Source organism: Rhizobium sp. P1_B8, assembly GCF_056406515.1.
In genome coordinates, this window is the sequence record NZ_JBFTZZ010000037.1 from 26022 (window position 1) to 44593 (window position 18572).

Here is an 18572-nt window from a genome sequence, read left to right on the forward strand (position 1 = left end):
CCCAAGAGACGGCGACCCGTCATCCGGAGAAAGACAATGACTACCAAGAAGCTGCGTGCCTTGAACAACAATAACGCCGTCGAAACTGTTGCCGAAGCCGCTCCCGCGAGCCTGGACGCCGGCAAGCCACCGCTCATCGCTGAGGCCGCTGCCCCCGTTGCCGAGGAAAAGCCCGCCCGCAAGCGTGGCGGCCGCTCCTTGCTTCTCGGCGCCACCGCCCTCGTGCTGATCGCCGCCGGCGCCTATTACGGCCATGATTACTGGACAGTCGGGCGTTTCCATATCTCGACCGACGACGCCTATGTGAAAGCCGACAGCAGCACCATCGCCCCCAAGGTTTCGGGCTATCTCGCCGAGGTCCTCGTCATGGACAACGAGACCGTCAAGGCCGGCCAGCCGCTCGCCCGCATCGATGACCGCGACTTCAAGGCAGCCCTTGATCAGGCAAAGGCCGATGTCGCAGCCGGGGAAGCCACCGTCAACGCCAAGCAGGCTTCGCTCGATATCCAGCAGTCCACGATTGCCGCCGCCCGCGCGACCGTCGACGTCGACCGCGCCAACGAGACCTTTGCCGAGCAGAACAACAAGCGCTATTCGAACCTTGCCACCAGCGGTTACGCCCCGGTCCAGACGGCGCAGCAGGCCGCCTCGCAGATCGCTGCCGCCCAGGCCTCGATCGTCCGCGACACCGCCTCGCTCGATGCCGCCGTCAAGCAGGTCGATCTTCTCAACGCCGAACTGGCCCAGGCAAAGGCGGCTCTTGCGCGCAGCCAGGCCGTCCAGCACCAGGCCGAGCTCAACCTCTCCTATGCGACGATCACAGCGCCCGTCGACGGCACCGTCGGCAACCGGACGCTGCGCATCGGCCAATATGTCCAGGCCGGCACCCAGCTGATGTCGGTCGTGCCGACGACGGCTGCCTATGTCATCGCCAACTACAAGGAAACCCAGCTCACCGACGTGAAGGCCGGCCAGCCAGTCGATATTGAGGTCGATATGTTCCCGGGGCGCACCTATCACGGCCATGTCGACAGCCTCGCTCCGGCAAGCGGCCAGGAATTCGCGCTGCTGCCGCCCGATAACGCCACCGGCAACTTCACCAAGGTCGTCCAACGCATTCCGGTCAGGATCGTGCTCGATGGCGACGCCGCCGCCAACGGCGACCTGCGACCCGGCATGTCCGTCCAGCCGAGCATCGACACCAAGAACGACCGCAGCTAGGCCGGGGGACGAGGAGTTTGTGTCATGTCCACCATCGCAGCAACATCAATCGCCGCTCCGCAGCCGAAAACCGGCGCCAGCACCAGGGAATGGATCGCCGTTCTCGCCGGCATGATCGGCGCCTTCATGGCGATCCTCAACATCCAGATCACCAATGCCTCGCTGCTCGACATCGAGGGCGGCATCGGAACGGGTGTCGACAACGGCGCCTGGATCTCCACCTCATACCTCATCGGCGAGATCGTCGTCATTCCGCTGACGGCCTATTTCAGCAACGTCTTCTCGTTCCGGCGCTTTATCCTCGTCAACTCCGTCCTCTTTCCACTGTTTTCGATCGCCTGTGCCTTCGCCCATGATCTCGGCACGATGATCGTGCTGCGCGGCCTGCAGGGTTTTGCCGGCGGCGTGCTGATCCCCATGGCCTTCACAATGGTGTTGACCAAACTGCCGAAATCGCAGCAGCCGCTCGGCCTGGCGATCTTCGCGCTCTCGGTCACCTTCGCACCGGCGATCGGCCCGACCATCGGCGGTTACCTCACCGAAAACTATGGCTGGCAGACCATCTTCTTCATCAACGCCATCCCGAGCGCCATCATGGCGGTCGCCCTTGCCCTGACGCTCGACAAGCAGCCGATGCAGCTTGGCCTACTCAGGGAGGGCGACTGGGCTGGCATCTTCACCATGGCGATCGGTCTTTCGGCGCTGCAGACGGTGCTTGAAGAGGGCAACAAGGAAGACTGGTTCTCCTCGCCCTTCATCGTCAAGCTCAGCATCGTCGCCTTCGTCTTCCTCGTCGCCTTCATCTGGATCGAGCTGACGGTGGAGAAGCCCCTGGTCAAGCTGCGGCTGCTCAAGCAGCGCAATTTCGGCATCGGCGTTGCCGTCAACGTGCTGGTCGGTGTGGCTCTCTTCGGCACCGTCTATATCCTGCCGCAATATCTCGGCCAGGTGCAGCGTTATAATGCCGAGCAGATCGGCAATGTCCTGGCCTGGACCGGCCTGCCGCAGCTGCTTTTGATCCCACTCGTGCCGATGATGATGAAGCGCTTCGATGCGCGTTACATCGGCTTCCTCGGCATCTCGATCTTTGCGATCAGCTGCTTCATGAACATCACGCTTTCGGCCGATACCGCCGGCGACCAGTTCTGGATTCCGAATATCGTCCGCGCCATCGGCCAGGCCCTGGTGCTGACGCCGATCACCGCCATCACCACTGCCGGCATCGCTCCATCAGATGCGGCCGCCGCCTCGGGCCTGACCAACATGCTGCGCAATCTCGGTGGCGCCGTCGGCACGGCGACACTCGGCACGGTGCTGACCAAACGTGAGCAGTTCCACTCTAATATCATCGGCCAGTCGGTGACGCTCGGCCGCGACGAAGTCCGCAACCGTCTCGACCAGATGACTGGCTACTTCCTACAGCATGGTGTTTCCGATCATGCCGTCGCAGCCCAGAAAGCCATCGTGGCGCTTGGCCAGATTGTCAGGCGCCAGGCCCTCATCCTGGGTTTTGCCGATACCTTCGCCGTCATCGGCGTTGTTCTTGCCATTGCAGCCGTTGCCCTGCTGCTCACCCAGAAACCGCGGGCCGGCGGTGGCGCCGGCGCTCACTGAACAAAATACCGGCGCTCGCCGGGCTTCCCGGCGAGCGCTTTCTATTGCGGGATTTCGACCGTAAAGGCGAAGCGGGCGACAGCACCCGGTTCCAGGATCGTGGTCGAAGGCCTCTTCGACAGCTCGCTCGAACCTCCCGCTTCCGCGGCCGTTCCATGCCAGGGCTCGACACAGAGGAAGGGCGCCCCCGGCTTGGTCCACAGCGCAAGATTGGGCAGGTTTTCGAAATGGAAATGCATGGCCGGCCTGCCTTCTGCGCCATAGCGCAGCCCTTCGCCCGCACCGCTCGGGAAAATCATCGCATCCTGCTCGAACATGGCATGATCGAGCACCAGCCGGCCGGCATCGAACGGCGAGGGCAAGGCCGCAGGGTTGATGAGGCCGCCTCCCAGCCGCACAAGCGCCGGCTCGCCTTCATTGTCGAGCGTTACGATATGGTCGCGGCCGGAAGCGCCGGGCAATGGCCAGGCGAAGGCCGAATGGAAGCCGAGACCGAAGGGCATCGGCTTCTGGTCGCGATTGCTGACCTCCGCCGTGACAGTCAACGCCCGGCCCTCGACCGCATGCACCACGGCCAGCTGAAACTCGAAGGGATAGACCGCCCGAGTCGCCTCCGAGGCGGTCAGTTCGAACCGGCACATCGTCTCGGTGGATGCCGCAAGCGCGAATTCGCTGCGGCGGGCAAAACCATGCTGGGCCATCGGATAGACCGTGCCGTCGATCGTGATCTTGTCGTCAGGTGCCTTGCCGACGATCGGAAACAGGATCGGCGAACGCCCGGTCCAGAAGGCCGCGTCGCCCGTCCACAACCATGAGCGCCCATCGCTTGACGTGAGCGCCTGCATCTCGGCGCCGAGGGTGGAGACATCGACGGTGAGATCCTGATTGCCGATCCGGATGGAGGTTGGCATCGCGTTTCCCTTTCGCATTGGTTGGGCACCAAGCGATACCTTTCCGCACCGGGGATTTCCACCCAATAGAGAGAGGCAGGACGGCAGCCACGGCGACAATAGCAGAGCCGTCGCAGTGCGCTACTTCCGCACCGCGCCCAATCTGGCGATCACTTCGTTCGGAATGCCGTAGCGCTGGATGGCGTCGCGGTTGTTCCGCAACCCGCAGATCTCACGCTGGATGAAGAACGCCCAGACGGCGTCGGAGGCTTCATTGAGAAGCCTCTCGCGTTCCTCAGTGTTCTGGCCGTCGGGAGCCCAGGCCTTCAGGGCGGCAAGTGCCGCCTCCGCTTTCAGTCCGTGACGTCCAAGCGAATCCGCGCGTTCCGACATCAGCTCGTATTCGAGGACGTTGAAGCCGTTTTTATTCTGCTCGGATGGTCTGAAGGACTGCGGCGGACGAACGCTCATTGGCACAGGTCTCCGTTGGCGTGAGCCGCGATAATATCCAATCCGGTTCCAAATTAAAGAAGGCGAGCATGTTCGCCCGAAAACCGCTCACAGCTTTCGGCATCATACTCTTGAGATCAAGACGGTCGGAAACAGGGCTATCCTGCGATTTCCCCGCATGGCATAAGCGCGCCAAAATCTCCTTCTCCAGGCTCCCGCGCAAATCATGATCCGTATTGAAAATATCAGCAAGCAGCTCAGTCACCGCATCCTCTTCATCGAGGCGTCCGCGGCTCTTAACAGGGGCGAGAAGATCGGCCTCGTCGGCCCGAACGGCGCCGGTAAGACGACCGTCTTCCGGATGATCAACGGCGAGGAGCAGCCCGACGAGGGGCAGGTCTCCGTCGAAAGGGGCGTCACCATCGGCTATTTCAATCAGGATGTCGGCGAGATGGCGGGCCACAGCGCCGTCGCCGAGGTGATGAACGGTGCCGGCCCGGTCAGCATCGTTGCCGGCGAATTGCGCGATCTCGAGGCCGCCATGGCCGATCCCGAGCAAGCCGATAACATGGAAGAGATCATCGAGCGTTACGGAGAGGTGCAGGCGCGCTACGAGGAGTTGGACGGTTACGCGCTCGAGGGCCGCGCACGCGAAGTGCTCGCGGGGCTCAGCTTCAGCCAGGAGATGATGGACGGCGATGTTGGCGCGTTGTCGGGCGGTTGGAAGATGCGCGTGGCGCTTGCTCGCATTCTCCTCATGCGCCCCGATGTCATGCTGCTCGACGAGCCGAGCAACCATCTGGATCTCGAAAGCTTGATCTGGCTAGAGGAATTCCTGAAAGGTTACGAGGGCGCGCTGCTGATGACCTCGCATGATCGCGAGTTCATGAACCGCATCGTCACCAAGATCATCGAGATCGATGCGGGCACGCTGACGGCCTATTCCGGCGACTACGAATTCTACGAGCAGCAGCGGGCGCAGAACGAGAAGCAGCAACAGGCCCAGTTCGAGCGCCAGCAGGCCATGCTTGCCAAGGAAATCAAGTTCATCGAGCGGTTCAAGGCGCGCGCCTCGCATGCCTCGCAGGTGCAGAGCCGGGTGAAGAAGCTGGAGAAGATCGACCGGGTGGAACCGCCCAAGCGCCGCCAGATCGTTTCCTTCGAGTTCCAGCCGGCGCCGCGCTCCGGCGAGGACGTGGTCAACCTGAAGAACGTTCATAAGAAATACGGCAGCCGCAGCATCTACGAGGGACTCGACTTCGTCGTGCGCCGCCGGGAGCGCTGGTGCATCATGGGCATCAACGGTGCCGGCAAGTCGACGCTGCTGAAGCTGGTGACCGGCTCCACCGCGCCTGATCAGGGCAGCGTCGCCCTCGGCGCCAGCGTCAAGATGGGCTATTTCGCCCAGCACGCCATGGATATATTGGATGGCGAGCGCACTGTCTTCCAGATGCTGGAAGACCAGTTCCCGCAGGCAGGGCAGGGGCCGTTGCGCGCGCTGGCCGGCTGCTTCGGTTTCTCCGGCGACGATGTCGAGAAGCGGTGCCGGGTACTATCAGGCGGCGAGAAGGCCCGGTTGGTCATGGCGATCATGCTGTTCGACCCGCCGAACCTGCTCGTGCTCGACGAGCCGACGAACCATCTCGACCTCGACACCAAGGAAATGCTGATCAAGGCACTGTCGCAATATGAGGGCACCATGCTGTTTGTTTCGCACGATCGGCATTTTCTCGCCGCACTCTCCAACCGGGTGCTGGAACTGACGCCCGAGGGCGTCCACCAATATGGCGGCGGCTACACCGAATATGTGGCGCGCACCGGCCAGGAGGCGCCCGGCCTGCGAAGCTGACGGATTTTTTCGCGGGGCATGTCGAAATTGCCAGGCTCGAGGCGACCAGCAGACAGCCGGCCAGCGATATCGGCTGAGCGGTCGAAGCAACGGAGGAAGATATGTCCATGCTGTTAGACAGGATCGAGGTCGTCACCCTGTTCGTCGATGATATCGACGAGGCCAAAGCGTTCTACCAGAAGGTCTTTGCACCCGAGATCGTCTATGAGGATGCAGTATCCTCGGTGCTGAAATTCTCTGGGACGATGATCAACCTGCTGAAAGTGACGGAAGCGCCTCAACTGGTCGAGCCGTCGGCGGTGGCAGCACCGGGTTCCGGCGCGCGCGTCCTGCTGACGATCAAGGTCGATGCCGTCGATGCGGTTTGCGCGGAACTGCGCAAGCTCGGGGTCACGCTGCTCAATGGTCCGATCGATCGTCCATGGGGCCGCCGTACCGCGGCCTTTGCGGATCCGTCGGGCCATGTCTGGGAGGTTGCGCAGGAATTGCGCTAAATTGGTGTCGCCGAGTTCTGAGGTCGCCTTCAGATTTTGCGACCGTGACGCGCCTCGGTAATGCCAGTTCGTCCACGCGAAGAGCGGATTCCACGGCTATCGCCACGATGATGACCAAATTCCGTGGTGTTCGAAGGCCTCTTCATGCAATCGGGGACGGGCACAACGGCATGGACTGGATCAATCGCTATATCGATCAGCCGCTACTGCACGGCGCGGCGGGTTTGCTGCGGAGTTGGCATCTCCGCACGCGGCAACCGCCGGAACTGTTGGAGCCGACATGGAATCTCGTCGTGCTCTCCTTTCTGCTGATCGCGAGCGGGCAGGTCATGGCCGGCGAGACTTTCACGCTCAGCGTTGCCGCGCTGATCATGCTGGCGCTGCCGTCCGCGCGAAAACTGCTTTCGGCTGTGAAGGCAGGGGGAGGCGGTTACGGCGCTCGGGAATATAAATCGCTGAGAGCGCGGGCCATCGCCAAACGTGAGGCGGAGTGGTCGGTGCGGATCATCGTGTTGTTCGCATCCGCCTGCCTTCCGTTCATCGCCCGCATCGACGATCCGGTGGGAGCCTGTTTCATGCTCGGAGCCAGCATCTGGTTCGTGCTGACCGGGCCGCTCAAGGCCTATCTCGATGCGGCCGAACCTCCCGAGCCGAATGAAGGCGACCGGAGGTACAGCGGCGTTTTTCATTTCGGCTGAACAAGCCGATGCGCCGACCGTGACACGGACGGGAACCAAATGGGGCGGCCTCCGTTATCTCCGCAGCAACGTAAAAGGAGATTGCGATGCTTTACTACGCTCTGGTGTTTCTCGTTGTTGCCTTGATTGCCGGCGTCCTCGGATTTGGCGGCATCGCAGGTGCTTCAGCTTCCATTGCCCAGGTTCTGTTCTTCATTTTCCTGGTTCTGTTCGTCGTGTCGCTCGTCATGAGACTAATGCGAAAAGTATAGTGCGGACAGATCGAGTATAAAAACCCGGCGAACACATCGCCGGGTTTTTCTTTATTGCCACACTCGGTTTGACTTCTACGTCACTGAAGGTTTCCATCCCGGTCGTGGTCGGCTGTCGCGAAATCCGCCATCACCCGCTGCATGAATTCGCTTCGGCTGATGCGGCCGTTGTGGTTCGCGTCGGTCAAAGTGAATTGCTCGACCGTCAGGATCTGCACCGTCTCGTCGGACTGCAGGCTGCCGTCCTTGTTCTTGTCGAGACTTCCGAAAGCCGTGCCCATGAAGGTCTCGTATTCCGAACGGTCGACGGCCTTGCTGGCATTGCCGTCGAGCCGCTCCATCTGGCCCTGATACATCGATCCGGGCTGTTGCTGCTGTTGCGCCACTGCCCCAACACATTGGCACAGGATGAGTGTCGTCGCGAAAGCCAAGGTTTTCATCGCTTGATATCCCTCCCCAATTATCGGCAAGCCAGGCGGTTGCCTACGAAACCGCCACCGCCTATGCCGGCGCCGACAGCAAGCACCTGCCCGGTTCCGGCGCCGATCGTACTGCCGATCAAGCCACCGACAATCGCGCCGCCGACGGTTCCCGCGATGCAGCCGAATTCGGAATTACGATCCGAGACGGCCTGTGACGTCGGCCCGGACTGGCAGGCGGAGACGGCAAGGCATCCCGCCAGTATGATGTTTGTCCTGCGTATGCGCATCTTTCCCTCCCGATAAATTACCCGCTATCTCCAATAGAGATGAGCGGGCGTACGATTGTCCGGCCCCCGCGAAAATATCGCCTGATTATATCTCTCAAATTCAGACTTAGTTTCCGTTCGAACGGAAGCATAATTCCGGAAAACAAGCGGAAATTCTGCGGCAATGCCAAGCAATCATGCCGATTCCTCTCCAGTTACAGCGCTGCATGGAGAGTATTTTCAAATAGTACAGCTATCTATACGGCATGGCAACCTGCGCGATCATCGATCGCCTATCCAAATAGGGCGCCTGCAATTTGCATGATACCGCTCGTTAAGATTGACGGCGATCAGGATCGTGCCTTTCCGGCAACCATCGCTGACAACATCGTAAAATAACCGGATGACGCGAAATGATGCCTTCGAAATGTCCCAATGGGGGCTGAACCGTAGCCGTGTTTGTCGGTTGCGCCCTCCCATGCGCTTTGACATGCGATGCGTAAATGATGCCGGGTCGGGATCGTTTTGCGGTTCCGTCCGTTATCTGTTGCCGAATCTGGTGGCGAGTAGCCGGGTATGCTCCCGTCACGATTTGAGAAGGAGAGACTTATGAATAAAACTTTTGCGACGGCGTTTGCCGCGGTATCGTTGACGCTGGTCGGCGCTGGGGCGGTTAATGCCGCCGACCTCGTCACCAGGACGTATGAAGAGCCGGACCTGCGCAATGGCGTGAAGATCGGCTACCTCACCTGCGATATCGGCGGCGGCACGGGTTACGTGCTCGGCTCCTCCAAAGAGGCCGACTGCATCTTCCAGTCGACCGTCGGCAACGAACTTTCGGATCGTTATACGGGCGAAGTGAGAAAGCTCGGCATCGACCTTGGCTTCACCACGCGCAGCCGCCTGATCTGGGCCGTGTTCGCGCCGACGGCCGGCTATCACCGCGGTTCGCTCGCCGGCCTCTATGTCGGCGCTAGCGCTGAAGCGACGCTCGGTGCCGGTGTCGGCGCCAATCTCCTGGTTGGCGGCACGTCCGGCTCGATGCATCTGCAGACGGTCAGCCTGACCGGTCAGCTCGGCCTCAACGTTGCGGCCGGCAGCGCCTCGATGACGCTCACGGCAGCGAATTGATGTAGCCTTTTGGCGTCCCCTGCCGCATCGCGGCAGGGGGGATCACGACACGATGGATATTCGAATGGCAAAGCCCAGCGAGGACGAGATCCTGGTTGGGCACTATCTGAAGATCTGGGACAGCTACGGCACACCACCGGAACACTACAGGTCTGATGCGGCGGCGCGGATATTGTCCTTTATCAGAAGCGGTCGCGAAGAGCGCCGCCTGACCTCGTCCCTTGCGGTCGTCGACGGTGACATCGCCGGTTCTGCATCCTGCCAGCTGCACCAATCGCCGTTTCCGGAGGTCATCCGGCCGGAACAGCGGCTGCACGGTTACATCTGGTCCGTCTATGTCGCCGACGCCTTCCGCCGGCGCGGCATCGCATCGGCGCTGACCGACAAGGCTGTCGACTATCTGAAATCGATCGGCTGCACGACGGCCGTCATCCATGCTTCAGATGCCGGCGAGCCCGTCTATCGAGCCGCTGGTTTCGAGCTGGCGAAGGAAATGCGCCTGAAGTTTTCGGCGGAGTAGCGACCGGCGATCGCCGGAGCCGCCACCGAGCGTTCCACTTACGCTTTCGCTCGGCCGGGCGCGATAAAAGTGGCAATCGTCGCCTCGTCATGGCCGGCCTCGCGCAGGAAGCGGCTGGCGAATTCGATGGCAGGGCTTCTAAGCGCATCGTCCGGCCGGATCAGGTGAAAGGCCACATGATAATCGAGCGTCCGCTCCGACAAGGCGACGACGCGTCCGGCCGCCAGCGCAGCATCCGATAGCGGCGGCCGCGCGAGTGCGATCCCGAGCCCCTGCGCACAGGCATCGATCACCAGATTGTAGTCCTTGAAGCGCCGGTCGTGGCCGCGCGGTATATAGTCGACACCCTCGCGGGAGAGCCAGCGGCGCCAGCCTTCGATGTTCGAATCATGCAGAATCGGCAGATCGAGCAGCGAAAGGGCATCGGAACGCTGCCCGAGCCGGTCCGCCAGCGCCGGGGCGGCGATCGGGAACGATTTCTCCTGCCAGAGCGGCAGGGCGCGTACGCCGGCCCACGGCCCCTTGCCGCAGCGAATGGCCAGATCCGTGCCTTCGCCGAAATCCGCCAGCCGGTGTTCGAGCGTGAGCTCGACATGCAACTCGTTTCCTTCGAGCTTCGGCAGGCGTTGAAACAGCCATAGGGAGGCGACAGAGGGCGTCACCGAAAGGCGCACCACCGCCTTGTTACGGCGAGGCAGCCAGCGTTCGCCGCTATTGCCGAGCAGCGCAAGTGCTTCCTCCGCCCGCGCGAAAAACCGCATACCTTCCGGCGTCAGGCGCACGCCGCGGGCTTCGCGCGCAAACAGGCGCACGCCCATCCAGCGCTCCAGGCGCGAGACCTGCCGCGACACCGCCCCATGGGTGATGCCGCTTTCCTCGGCTGCGGCCGAAAACGATCCGAGCCGGGCGGCGCGGGCAAAGGTCTCGAGCGTATCGAGTGGCGGAAGCACTGGTGAGCTGTGAACCATACGCACATTTGATCATCGATTGCGATGCTTTTCAAGCACGTATCGAGGGCCTAATCCATTGTCGCAGGAACATATGGAGGCGAAAATGAGCATGGCGGCAAGCGCATCGATTTCGACGAAACAGCAAGGCGGGTTCGATCTGGTGGCCTTTGCGGCGATCCTCGTCACCATCCTCTTCTGGGCTTCCTCTTTCGTGGTGATCCGCATCTGCCTCGGACCGCTGACGCCGATCGAACTGGCAACGGCGCGTTATGTGGCAGCCGGCGTCATTGCTCTCGTCTATCTCGTCATCTACCGGCCGATGCCGGAAAAACGCGACTTCGTCCGCCTCTCCGTTGCCGCCGTGCTTTTTATCGCCGCCTATGCGGTGCTGCTGAACACTGGCGAGCAGACCGTTGCGGCAGGACCGGCGAGTTTCATCATCAACACCATGCCCGTCTTCACCGCCCTGATCGCCACATTCGCGCTTGGCGAGCGCTTCGGCCGCTGGGGCTGGGCGGGGACCGCGGTTTCCTTCGGGGGCGTGGCGCTGATTGCGGTCGCCTCCGACGACGGTTTCAAGCTCGATCCGAATGCCGTCCTCATCCTGGGCGCAGCGCTTTGCTCGGCGATCGCCAGCGTGCTGCAGAAGCCGCTGCTCGGACGGCTGCCGGCGCTTGCCGTCACCGCCTGGATCCTGCTCATCGGTTCCGTGCCGCTGGTTCCGGCCGTTCCGGCGACGATCCAGGCGCTGGCCGCCGCACCGGCGGAGGTGAACTGGGGCGTTGCCTATCTCGTCATCTTCCCCACAGCGATCGGCTACCTCACCTGGGCGATCGCGCTGAAGCGGCTGACGGCCGCCCGCGCCTCGWATTTCCTTTACGGCGTTCCGCCGGTCGCCACGCTGATCGGTTTTGTCTGGCTGGGCGAAACGCCGACGGCGCTCGGCGCAATCGGTGGCACCATGGCAATTCTCGGTGTGCTGGTCGTCAACGTGATGCGGAAGCGGTAGCGTCAAATTCGGGCCGTGAAGGCGGCCTGGTAACAGTTAGGCATTGCGCCGCCGTTCGCTTTCTTTAAAACGAAAGCAAATCGAAAGGCGTCCCATGTTCTTGACCGACCGACAAACTGAAATCGTCGCGATTGCAAAATCGAGCGGCAGGGTTCTGGTCGAGGAGCTCGCTTCCCGCTTTTCGGTGACGCCGCAGACGATCCGCAAGGACCTGAACGATCTCTGCGACGCGCAGGTACTGACACGCATCCATGGCGGCGCAACATTTCCGAGCGGGACAGAGAACGTCAAATACGAGGCGCGGCGGCAGATCGCCGCTTCCGAGAAACAGGCAATCGGCATTGCGGCCGTCGAGCTCATCCCAAGCGGTGCCTCGCTGTTCATCAATATCGGAACGACGACAGAGGCGGTAGGCGAGGCGCTCGCCAACCATCACGAGCTGATGGTGATCACAAATAATATAAACGTTGCCAATAGGTTACGTCTTTTTCCGGCAATCGAGGTCGTCATTGCCGGCGGGGTCGTACGCGGTTCGGATGGCGGGATCGTCGGCGAGGCGGCCGTCGATTTCATCCGCCAGTTCAAGGTCGATTACGCCGTGATCGGTGCTTCGGCGATCGACATAGACGGCGCGCTTCTCGATTATGATTTTCGGGAAGTGAAGGTCGCTCAAGCAATCATCGCCAATGCCCGACATGTCATTCTCGTAGCCGATTCGACGAAGTTCGAACGTACCGCCCCGGTCAGGATCGGCCAGCTGTCCCAGGTTCATACCTTCATCACCGATCACTGTCCGGTGCCGTCGATCCGCAATCTCTGCCTGGAAAACAATGTGAAACTGATCGAAACGAATGGCCGATCCCGTTAGACGGGGATCTGCGGAAACATTCGTTTGACATTCGGATCTCTTTCGTTTTAACTGGTGTTACTTTCGCAATTGCGCAAATTTTGTGCGATGCGAAATCGACAGCGGGCTCGGAGGGGGAATTGGGCCGAAATATTCACGACATATTCGTCATCGGGGGCGGCATCAACGGCTGCGGCATCGCGCGCGACGCTGTTGGGCGTGGCTATTCGGTGGCGCTGGCGGAGATGAACGATTTCGCCTCGGGTACGTCGTCGGGCGCCACCAAGCTGATCCATGGCGGCCTGCGTTACCTTGAGCATTACGAGTTTCGTCTGGTGCGTGAATCGCTGATGGAGCGCGAGATCCTCTGGGCGATGGCGCCGCACATCATCTGGCCGCTGCGTTTCGTGTTGCCCTACCACAAGGGCGGGATCCGTCCGGCCTGGCTGATCCGGCTCGGCCTGTTCCTCTACGACCATCTCGGCGGCCGCAAGCTGCTGCCGCCGACCTCCGTTCTCGACATGCGCAGCGATCCGGCCGGCAAACCGCTGAAAGCGCTTTTTGCCAAGGCCTTCGAATATTCCGACGGCTGGGTCGACGATGCCCGCATGGTGGTACTGAACGCCCGCGACGCCGCCGACAAAGGGGCAACCATCATGCCGCGCACCAAAGTGGTGTCGGCGAGGCGCGAGAATGGCCTGTGGCATATCGAAACCACCGATACCGTCACCGGCCGCAATGACAGCCATCAGGCCAGGATGCTGGTCAATGCCGCCGGTCCCTGGGTCGATCATGTCATTCGTTCCGCCTTCGGCCAGAACGAAGCCCATCATGTCCGCCTCGTCCAGGGCAGCCATATCGTCGTGAAGAAGAAATTCGACGATGTGAGAGCCTATTTCTTCCAGAACCCCGATAACCGCATCATCTTCGCCATCCCCTACGAGGGCGACTTCACGCTGATCGGCACCACGGATCGCGATTATACCGCCGATCCGCGGGATGTCCGGATCTCCGAGGAGGAGACCGTCTACCTCTGCAATGCGGCGTCGGAATATTTCAAGGAGCCCGTCAGGCCGGAGGATATCGTCTGGACCTATTCAGCGGTCAGGCCGCTTTATGACGACGGCGCCTCGAAGGCGCAGGAGGCGACGCGCGACTATGTACTGAAGCTGGAAGGCGAAGGTGCCGCCGCGCCGCTACTCAACGTCTTCGGCGGTAAACTCACCACTTATCGCCGGCTTTCCGAACACGCGCTGGAGAAGATCGGCGCTGCGATCGGCGTCAAGGGTGCCCCATGGACGGGCAAAAGCCATCTGCCGGGCGGCGACTTCCCGGTTCGGGGCTATGAGGCACAAGTTGACAAGCTGAAGCGGCGTTATCAGTTCCTCGCCGATCAGCATGCCCGCCGCCTGGTGCGCCGCTATGGCACCAGGGCCGAGGCGCTGCTCGGCGATGCCCGCGGCATCGACGATCTCGGACGGCTGTTCGGCGGCGATCTCTACGAGGTCGAGGTTACCTATCTCGTTGAACATGAATGGGCCCGGCACGCCGAAGACGTGCTGTGGAGGAGAACAAAGGATGGTCTGCGCCTTTCGAAGGAGCAGGCTCAGTCACTGGAGGAGTACATGGCTGCCATACCGGCGATGGTCGGATAGGCGGCGTGTGGTCCCCGCTGCGTGGAGGCACGGGAACAGGAATGCTGGAACTGCGGAAGGCCGCAAAGATGGTGGGAGGAGACTATCATATCCACCCGACCGATCTTGCTTTTGAAAGAGGAACGCTGAACGTTCTGCTTGGGCCGACCTTGTCGGGCAAGACCTCGTTGATGCGTCTGATGGCCGGCCTTGATCGGCCGACAACCGGTACGATCCATTTTGATGGCGCTGACGTGACAGGTATGCCTGTCCAGAAGCGCAACATCGCTATGGTCTACCAGCAATTCATCAATTATCCGGCATTGACGGTCTACGAGAATATTGCCTCGCCGCTGCGGATTGCCGGCAAGGATGCCAAGACCATCGATCTGGAGGTGCGCAAGGCTGCCGAACTTCTGAAGCTCGGTCCTTATCTCGATCGCACGCCGCTCAACCTCTCGGGCGGCCAGCAGCAGCGCACGGCGCTTGCCCGTGCGCTCGTGAAGAATGCGAGCCTAGTTTTGATGGACGAGCCGCTTGCCAACCTCGACTACAAGCTGCGTGAGGAACTGCGGCAGGAATTGCCGCGGATCTTCGCGCAGTCCGGCGCAATCTTCGTCTATGCCACGACGGAACCTTCCGAAGCCTTGTTGCTGGGCGGCAATACGGCAGCGCTCAGCGAGGGCCGGATCACGCAGTTCGGCCCGACGGTCGAGGTCTATCGCCATCCGGTCGATCTAACGACGGCGAAAACCTTTGCCGATCCGCCGCTGAATTTTATCGATCTGGTCAAATCGGAAGGCAACTTCCTGCGCGATGGCATTCTGATTTTTGCCGTGCCGCCGCATCTTCAGAATGTGCCGAACGGGCCGGCAACCATAGCGTTTCACCCCCATCATCTTGCACCAACCGCCCAGACGGCTGATTCGGCGCGGCTGACAGCACGGACACAGATTTCGGAGATCACCGGGTCGGAAAGTTTCGTGCATCTGCAATTTGCCGACACCCGCTGGGTGATGCTTGCGCACGGCATCCACAATGTCGACCCGGACACGGATCTCTCCGTATTCATCGATACGCGCCACCTGATGGCGTTCGGCGCGGACGGCCGGGCAATCACCACTGCCAGGCAGAGGGGCTAGGAGAAAATCATGGCACGTATCACCCTCGATCATATTCGACATGCCTATGGGCCGAACCCGAAGAGCGAGAAGGACTACGCTCTCAAGGAAGTGCACCACGAGTGGAACGATGGCGGCGCCTATGCGCTGCTCGGACCTTCAGGCTGCGGAAAGACCTCACTGCTCAATATCATTTCCGGCCTTATTCAGCCGTCCGAAGGGCGAATTCTCTTCGACGGACAGGATGTTACGAACCTGCCGACGCAGCAGCGAAATATTGCGCAGGTATTCCAGTTTCCGGTGATCTACGACACGATGACCGTCTATGACAACCTGGCTTTCCCCTTGCGCAACCGCGGAGTCGCGGAGCCTGATGTTGATCGTCGTGTCCGCGAAATATTGGAGATGATTGATCTTGCAGACTGGGCCAAGCGTCGCGCGCGCGGTTTGACGGCGGACCAAAAGCAGAAGATTTCGCTCGGCCGCGGCCTCGTGCGCTCGGATGTGAACGCGATTCTCTTCGACGAGCCGCTCACTGTTATCGATCCACATATGAAATGGGTGCTGCGGTCGCAGCTGAAGCGGCTGCATAAGCAGTTCGGTTTTACGATGGTCTATGTCACGCATGACCAGACGGAGGCGCTGACCTTCGCCGACAAAGTCGTGGTGATGTACGATGGCGAGATCGTGCAGATCGGCACGCCGGCCGAGCTCTTCGAGCGTCCGAGCCATACCTTCGTCGGCTACTTCATCGGTTCTCCAGGCATGAACTTCATGCCAGCCAAGGTGGAAGGCCGCACGGTTCGGGTCGGCGAGCACGCTCTGACTCTCGACTATGCGCCAAAGACTTCGGCAGCGGCCAAGGTAGAGCTTGGAATCCGGCCCGAGTTTATCCGGGTCGGCCGCGAGGGCATGCCTGTGACCGTGAGCAAGGTGGAAGATATCGGCCGGCAGAAGATCGTCCGCGCGCAGTTTGCCGGCCAGCCGATCGCGATCGTCGTCCCTGAAGACGGGGACATTCCGGCTGATCCCCGGGTAACCTTCGAGCCGTCGGGTATCAGTATCTATGCCGACTCTTGGCGCGCCGGACCGGAGGCTTGATCATGGAAAAAACCTGGAACAACAAAGCGTGGTTTCTGGTCCTGCCGGTCCTCGTGCTGGTGGCATTCTCGGCCGTCATTCCCTTGATGACGGTTGTGAACTATTCCGTTCAGGACACTTTCGGAAACAACCAGTTCTTCTGGAACGGAACGGACTGGTTTACCGAAATCCTGCATTCCGACCGTTTCTGGGCCGCCCTGCAGCGAAATCTAATTTTTTCGTTGATCATTCTCGCTCTTGAGATCCCGCTCGGCATCTTCATTGCGCTCAACATGCCGAAATCGGGCATCGGCGTGCCGGTGTGCCTGGTTCTGATGGCGCTACCACTGCTGATCCCGTGGAACGTTGTCGGCACGATCTGGCAGGTGTTCGGCCGCAACGACATTGGTTTGTTCGGCTATTCCCTCAATGCCATCGGCATCGACTACAACTATGTGCAGGATCCGCTCGACGCCTGGGTGACGATCATCATCATGGACGTCTGGCACTGGACGAGCCTGGTCGTCTTGCTCTGCTATGCAGGCCTCGTTTCCATTCCGGATGCTTTCTATCAGGCAGCCAAGATCGACGGTGCGTCTCGTTGGGCCGTATTCCGCTATATCCAGCTGCCAAAGATGAAACGCGTTCTTCTGATCGCCGTGCTGCTGCGTTTCATGGATAGTTTCATGATCTACACCGAGCCTTTTGTCGTCACGGGCGGCGGTCCCGGCAACGCGACCACTTTCCTGTCGATCGATCTGGTCAAGACCGCCCTCGGACAGTTTGACCTCGGTCCGGCCGCTGCCATGTCGCTGATCTATTTCCTGATCATCCTGCTGCTTTCGTGGGTGTTCTACACCGTCATGACAAGCCACGACGCGGAGAATTGAAATGAGCGCCTCCAACGAAACGACAGCGAGCCGAAAAATCTCAGGCGTTACCAGTGTCGCAAGCGGTCTCTCCTCCGATGAAGTCAGCCATCTGATGCGCCGGCGCGGCGAGGAATCGCGCTGGTGGTGGCTGGTTCCGACGATCTATATCATCGTGCTCCTGCTGCCGATCTATTGGCTCGTCAACATGAGCTTCAAGACCAATGCGGAAATCGTCAATTCTCTGACGCTTTATCCTCATAACCCGACGATCGCCAATTACGTGACGATCTTCACGGAGAAGGCGTGGTATTCCGGCTACATCAATTCAATCACCTATGTCGTGATCAACATGGTGATCTCGGTGGCAGCCGCGCTGCCGGCGGCCTATGCCTTCTCCCGTTATCGGTTCCTTGGTGACAAGCATCTTTTCTTCTGGTTGCTGACGAACCGGATGGCGCCGCCGGCGGTTTTTGCCCTGCCGTTCTTCCAGCTCTACTCAGCCTTTGGACTGATCGATACGCACATTGCCGTGGCATTGGCGCATTGCCTCTTCAACGTGCCGCTGGCGGTCTGGATCCTTGAAGGCTTCATGTCCGGCGTACCGAAGGAAATCGACGAAACGGCCTATATCGATGGCTATTCGTTCCCGCGCTTTTTCCTGAAGATCTTCACGCCGCTGATTGCGAGCGGCATAGGTGTCGCCTGCTTTTTCTGCTTCATGTTCTCTTGGGTCGAGTTGCTGATCGCACGAACGCTGACGACGACCGACGCGAAGCCGATCGCTGCCACCATGACCCGTACCGTCTCCGCATCCGGCATGGATTGGGGCTTGCTCGCCGCCGCGGGTGTTCTGACCTTGATCCCAGGGGCGCTGGTGATCTGGTTTGTGCGCAATTACATCGCCAAGGGCTTCGCCCTGGGGAGGGTTTGATGGGCTTTTCGCTTCCCGATTTTTCATGGATGGCATGGACCTGGCCGACGGCCGCGTTCTTCATCGTTATCGCATTGCTGCTGATCGGCATGGGGGTCTGGGAGTATGCCGTGCCGGGCGGCAACCCGCGGATCGGAATCCTGCGCTTCGAGACGACGCGCGGTGATCGGCTTTTCCTTTCGCTGCTCGGCAGCGCCTTTATCCATCTTGCCTGGCTTGGTCTCGCGGGATCAAGCCTCTGGTGGGCTCTCGCTCTCTCCGTTGTCTACGCCGTCGGCGTATTCCGTTACGTGTGAGGCAAACTGATGCAGATGGCCGGGGT

At 60.8% G+C, this 18572-nt stretch carries 21 protein-coding genes; 16 read left to right on the forward strand and 5 right to left on the reverse strand.

Annotation, left to right across the window (positions count from 1 at the left end):
• Positions 1-36 precede the first annotated feature (36 nt).
• Entirely contained in the window at positions 37-1221 is a 1185-nt protein-coding gene (locus AC1D2N_RS31000; protein ID WP_018246636.1) for an HlyD family secretion protein, read from the forward strand.
• Between the two features lie 24 nt (positions 1222-1245).
• On the forward strand, positions 1246-2835 hold the full coding sequence (locus AC1D2N_RS31005) for a DHA2 family efflux MFS transporter permease subunit (protein ID WP_018246637.1): 1590 nt from the start codon (positions 1246-1248) through the stop codon (positions 2833-2835).
• A 41-nt stretch (positions 2836-2876) separates the two neighbouring features.
• On the opposite strand, the gene AC1D2N_RS31010 is transcribed toward AC1D2N_RS31005, so the two are convergent.
• Together AC1D2N_RS31010 and AC1D2N_RS31015 are read right to left on the reverse strand one after the other, a co-directional pair.
• Positions 2877-3746, reverse strand: a complete 870-nt coding sequence (locus AC1D2N_RS31010; protein ID WP_130654080.1) for an aldose 1-epimerase family protein — start codon at positions 3744-3746, stop codon at positions 2877-2879.
• A gap of 120 nt (positions 3747-3866) precedes the next feature.
• Positions 3867-4196, reverse strand: coding sequence for a DUF6665 family protein (locus AC1D2N_RS31015; RefSeq protein WP_032980219.1), 330 nt, complete (start codon positions 4194-4196; stop codon positions 3867-3869).
• A gap of 205 nt (positions 4197-4401) precedes the next feature.
• Here AC1D2N_RS31015 and AC1D2N_RS31020 point away from each other — a divergent pair, with 205 nt between their 5' ends.
• From AC1D2N_RS31020 to AC1D2N_RS31035, 4 genes are all read left to right on the forward strand, one after another.
• Complete coding sequence (locus tag AC1D2N_RS31020) at positions 4402-6024, forward strand: ABC-F family ATP-binding cassette domain-containing protein (RefSeq protein ID WP_047620397.1); 1623 nt, start codon at positions 4402-4404, stop codon at positions 6022-6024.
• A 101-nt stretch (positions 6025-6125) separates the two neighbouring features.
• Positions 6126-6518, forward strand: a complete 393-nt coding sequence (locus AC1D2N_RS31025; RefSeq protein WP_018246641.1) for a VOC family protein — start codon at positions 6126-6128, stop codon at positions 6516-6518.
• Positions 6519-6625: 107 nt separating this feature from the next.
• Positions 6626-7216, forward strand: coding sequence for a hypothetical protein (locus tag AC1D2N_RS31030; RefSeq protein WP_018246642.1), 591 nt, complete (start codon positions 6626-6628; stop codon positions 7214-7216).
• 86 nt (positions 7217-7302) lie between these two features.
• Entirely contained in the window at positions 7303-7467 is a 165-nt protein-coding gene (locus AC1D2N_RS31035) for a DUF1328 domain-containing protein (RefSeq protein ID WP_003549551.1), read from the forward strand.
• A gap of 80 nt (positions 7468-7547) precedes the next feature.
• Here the strand turns inward: AC1D2N_RS31035 and AC1D2N_RS31040 are convergent, their stop codons facing one another.
• Positions 7548-7907 (reverse strand): EF-hand domain-containing protein, encoded by a 360-nt coding sequence (locus AC1D2N_RS31040; protein WP_018246643.1) that lies wholly within the window; start codon positions 7905-7907, stop codon positions 7548-7550.
• 20 nt (positions 7908-7927) lie between these two features.
• The gene (locus AC1D2N_RS31045; protein WP_012759902.1) at positions 7928-8176 is read right to left on the reverse strand and encodes a glycine zipper 2TM domain-containing protein; all 249 of its coding nucleotides are present in this window, start codon (positions 8174-8176) and stop codon (positions 7928-7930) included.
• A gap of 588 nt (positions 8177-8764) precedes the next feature.
• Between AC1D2N_RS31045 and AC1D2N_RS31050 the strand changes: the two genes are divergently transcribed.
• Both AC1D2N_RS31050 and AC1D2N_RS31055 read left to right on the forward strand, forming a co-directional pair.
• On the forward strand, positions 8765-9286 hold the full coding sequence (locus tag AC1D2N_RS31050; protein WP_130654079.1) for a DUF992 domain-containing protein: 522 nt from the start codon (positions 8765-8767) through the stop codon (positions 9284-9286).
• A 52-nt stretch (positions 9287-9338) separates the two neighbouring features.
• Complete coding sequence (locus tag AC1D2N_RS31055; protein ID WP_026188790.1) at positions 9339-9806, forward strand: GNAT family N-acetyltransferase; 468 nt, start codon at positions 9339-9341, stop codon at positions 9804-9806.
• A 38-nt stretch (positions 9807-9844) separates the two neighbouring features.
• Here the strand turns inward: AC1D2N_RS31055 and AC1D2N_RS31060 are convergent, their stop codons facing one another.
• Complete coding sequence (locus tag AC1D2N_RS31060; RefSeq protein WP_130654078.1) at positions 9845-10774, reverse strand: LysR family transcriptional regulator; 930 nt, start codon at positions 10772-10774, stop codon at positions 9845-9847.
• A 73-nt stretch (positions 10775-10847) separates the two neighbouring features.
• On the opposite strand from AC1D2N_RS31060, the gene AC1D2N_RS31065 reads away from it, so the two are divergent.
• The 8 genes from AC1D2N_RS31065 (at position 10848) to AC1D2N_RS31100 (ending at position 18546) form a co-directional block, all read left to right on the forward strand.
• Complete coding sequence (locus tag AC1D2N_RS31065) at positions 10848-11765, forward strand: DMT family transporter (RefSeq protein ID WP_477982634.1); 918 nt, start codon at positions 10848-10850, stop codon at positions 11763-11765.
• Positions 11766-11859: 94 nt separating this feature from the next.
• The gene (locus tag AC1D2N_RS31070; protein ID WP_018246648.1) at positions 11860-12633 is read left to right on the forward strand and encodes a DeoR/GlpR family DNA-binding transcription regulator; all 774 of its coding nucleotides are present in this window, start codon (positions 11860-11862) and stop codon (positions 12631-12633) included.
• A 119-nt stretch (positions 12634-12752) separates the two neighbouring features.
• Entirely contained in the window at positions 12753-14267 is a 1515-nt protein-coding gene (gene glpD, locus AC1D2N_RS31075) for a glycerol-3-phosphate dehydrogenase (RefSeq protein WP_020493452.1), read from the forward strand.
• A 41-nt stretch (positions 14268-14308) separates the two neighbouring features.
• The gene (locus AC1D2N_RS31080; RefSeq protein WP_018246650.1) at positions 14309-15388 is read left to right on the forward strand and encodes an ABC transporter ATP-binding protein; all 1080 of its coding nucleotides are present in this window, start codon (positions 14309-14311) and stop codon (positions 15386-15388) included.
• Between the two features lie 9 nt (positions 15389-15397).
• A complete protein-coding gene (locus AC1D2N_RS31085) occupies positions 15398-16468 on the forward strand; it encodes an ABC transporter ATP-binding protein (protein ID WP_018246651.1) in 1071 nt (356 codons plus the stop codon).
• Positions 16469-16470: 2 nt separating this feature from the next.
• Positions 16471-17337 carry a carbohydrate ABC transporter permease gene (locus tag AC1D2N_RS31090; RefSeq protein WP_003552206.1) on the forward strand — a complete coding sequence of 289 codons (867 nt, stop codon included), beginning with the start codon at positions 16471-16473 and terminating at the stop codon, positions 17335-17337.
• A gap of 1 nt (position 17338) precedes the next feature.
• On the forward strand, positions 17339-18250 hold the full coding sequence (locus AC1D2N_RS31095) for a carbohydrate ABC transporter permease (RefSeq protein WP_018246652.1): 912 nt from the start codon (positions 17339-17341) through the stop codon (positions 18248-18250).
• A complete protein-coding gene (locus AC1D2N_RS31100) occupies positions 18250-18546 on the forward strand; it encodes a DUF2160 domain-containing protein (protein ID WP_018246653.1) in 297 nt (98 codons plus the stop codon). Before AC1D2N_RS31095 ends, AC1D2N_RS31100 begins: the two co-directional genes overlap by 1 nt.
• The last annotated feature ends 26 nt before the right edge of the window (positions 18547-18572 follow it).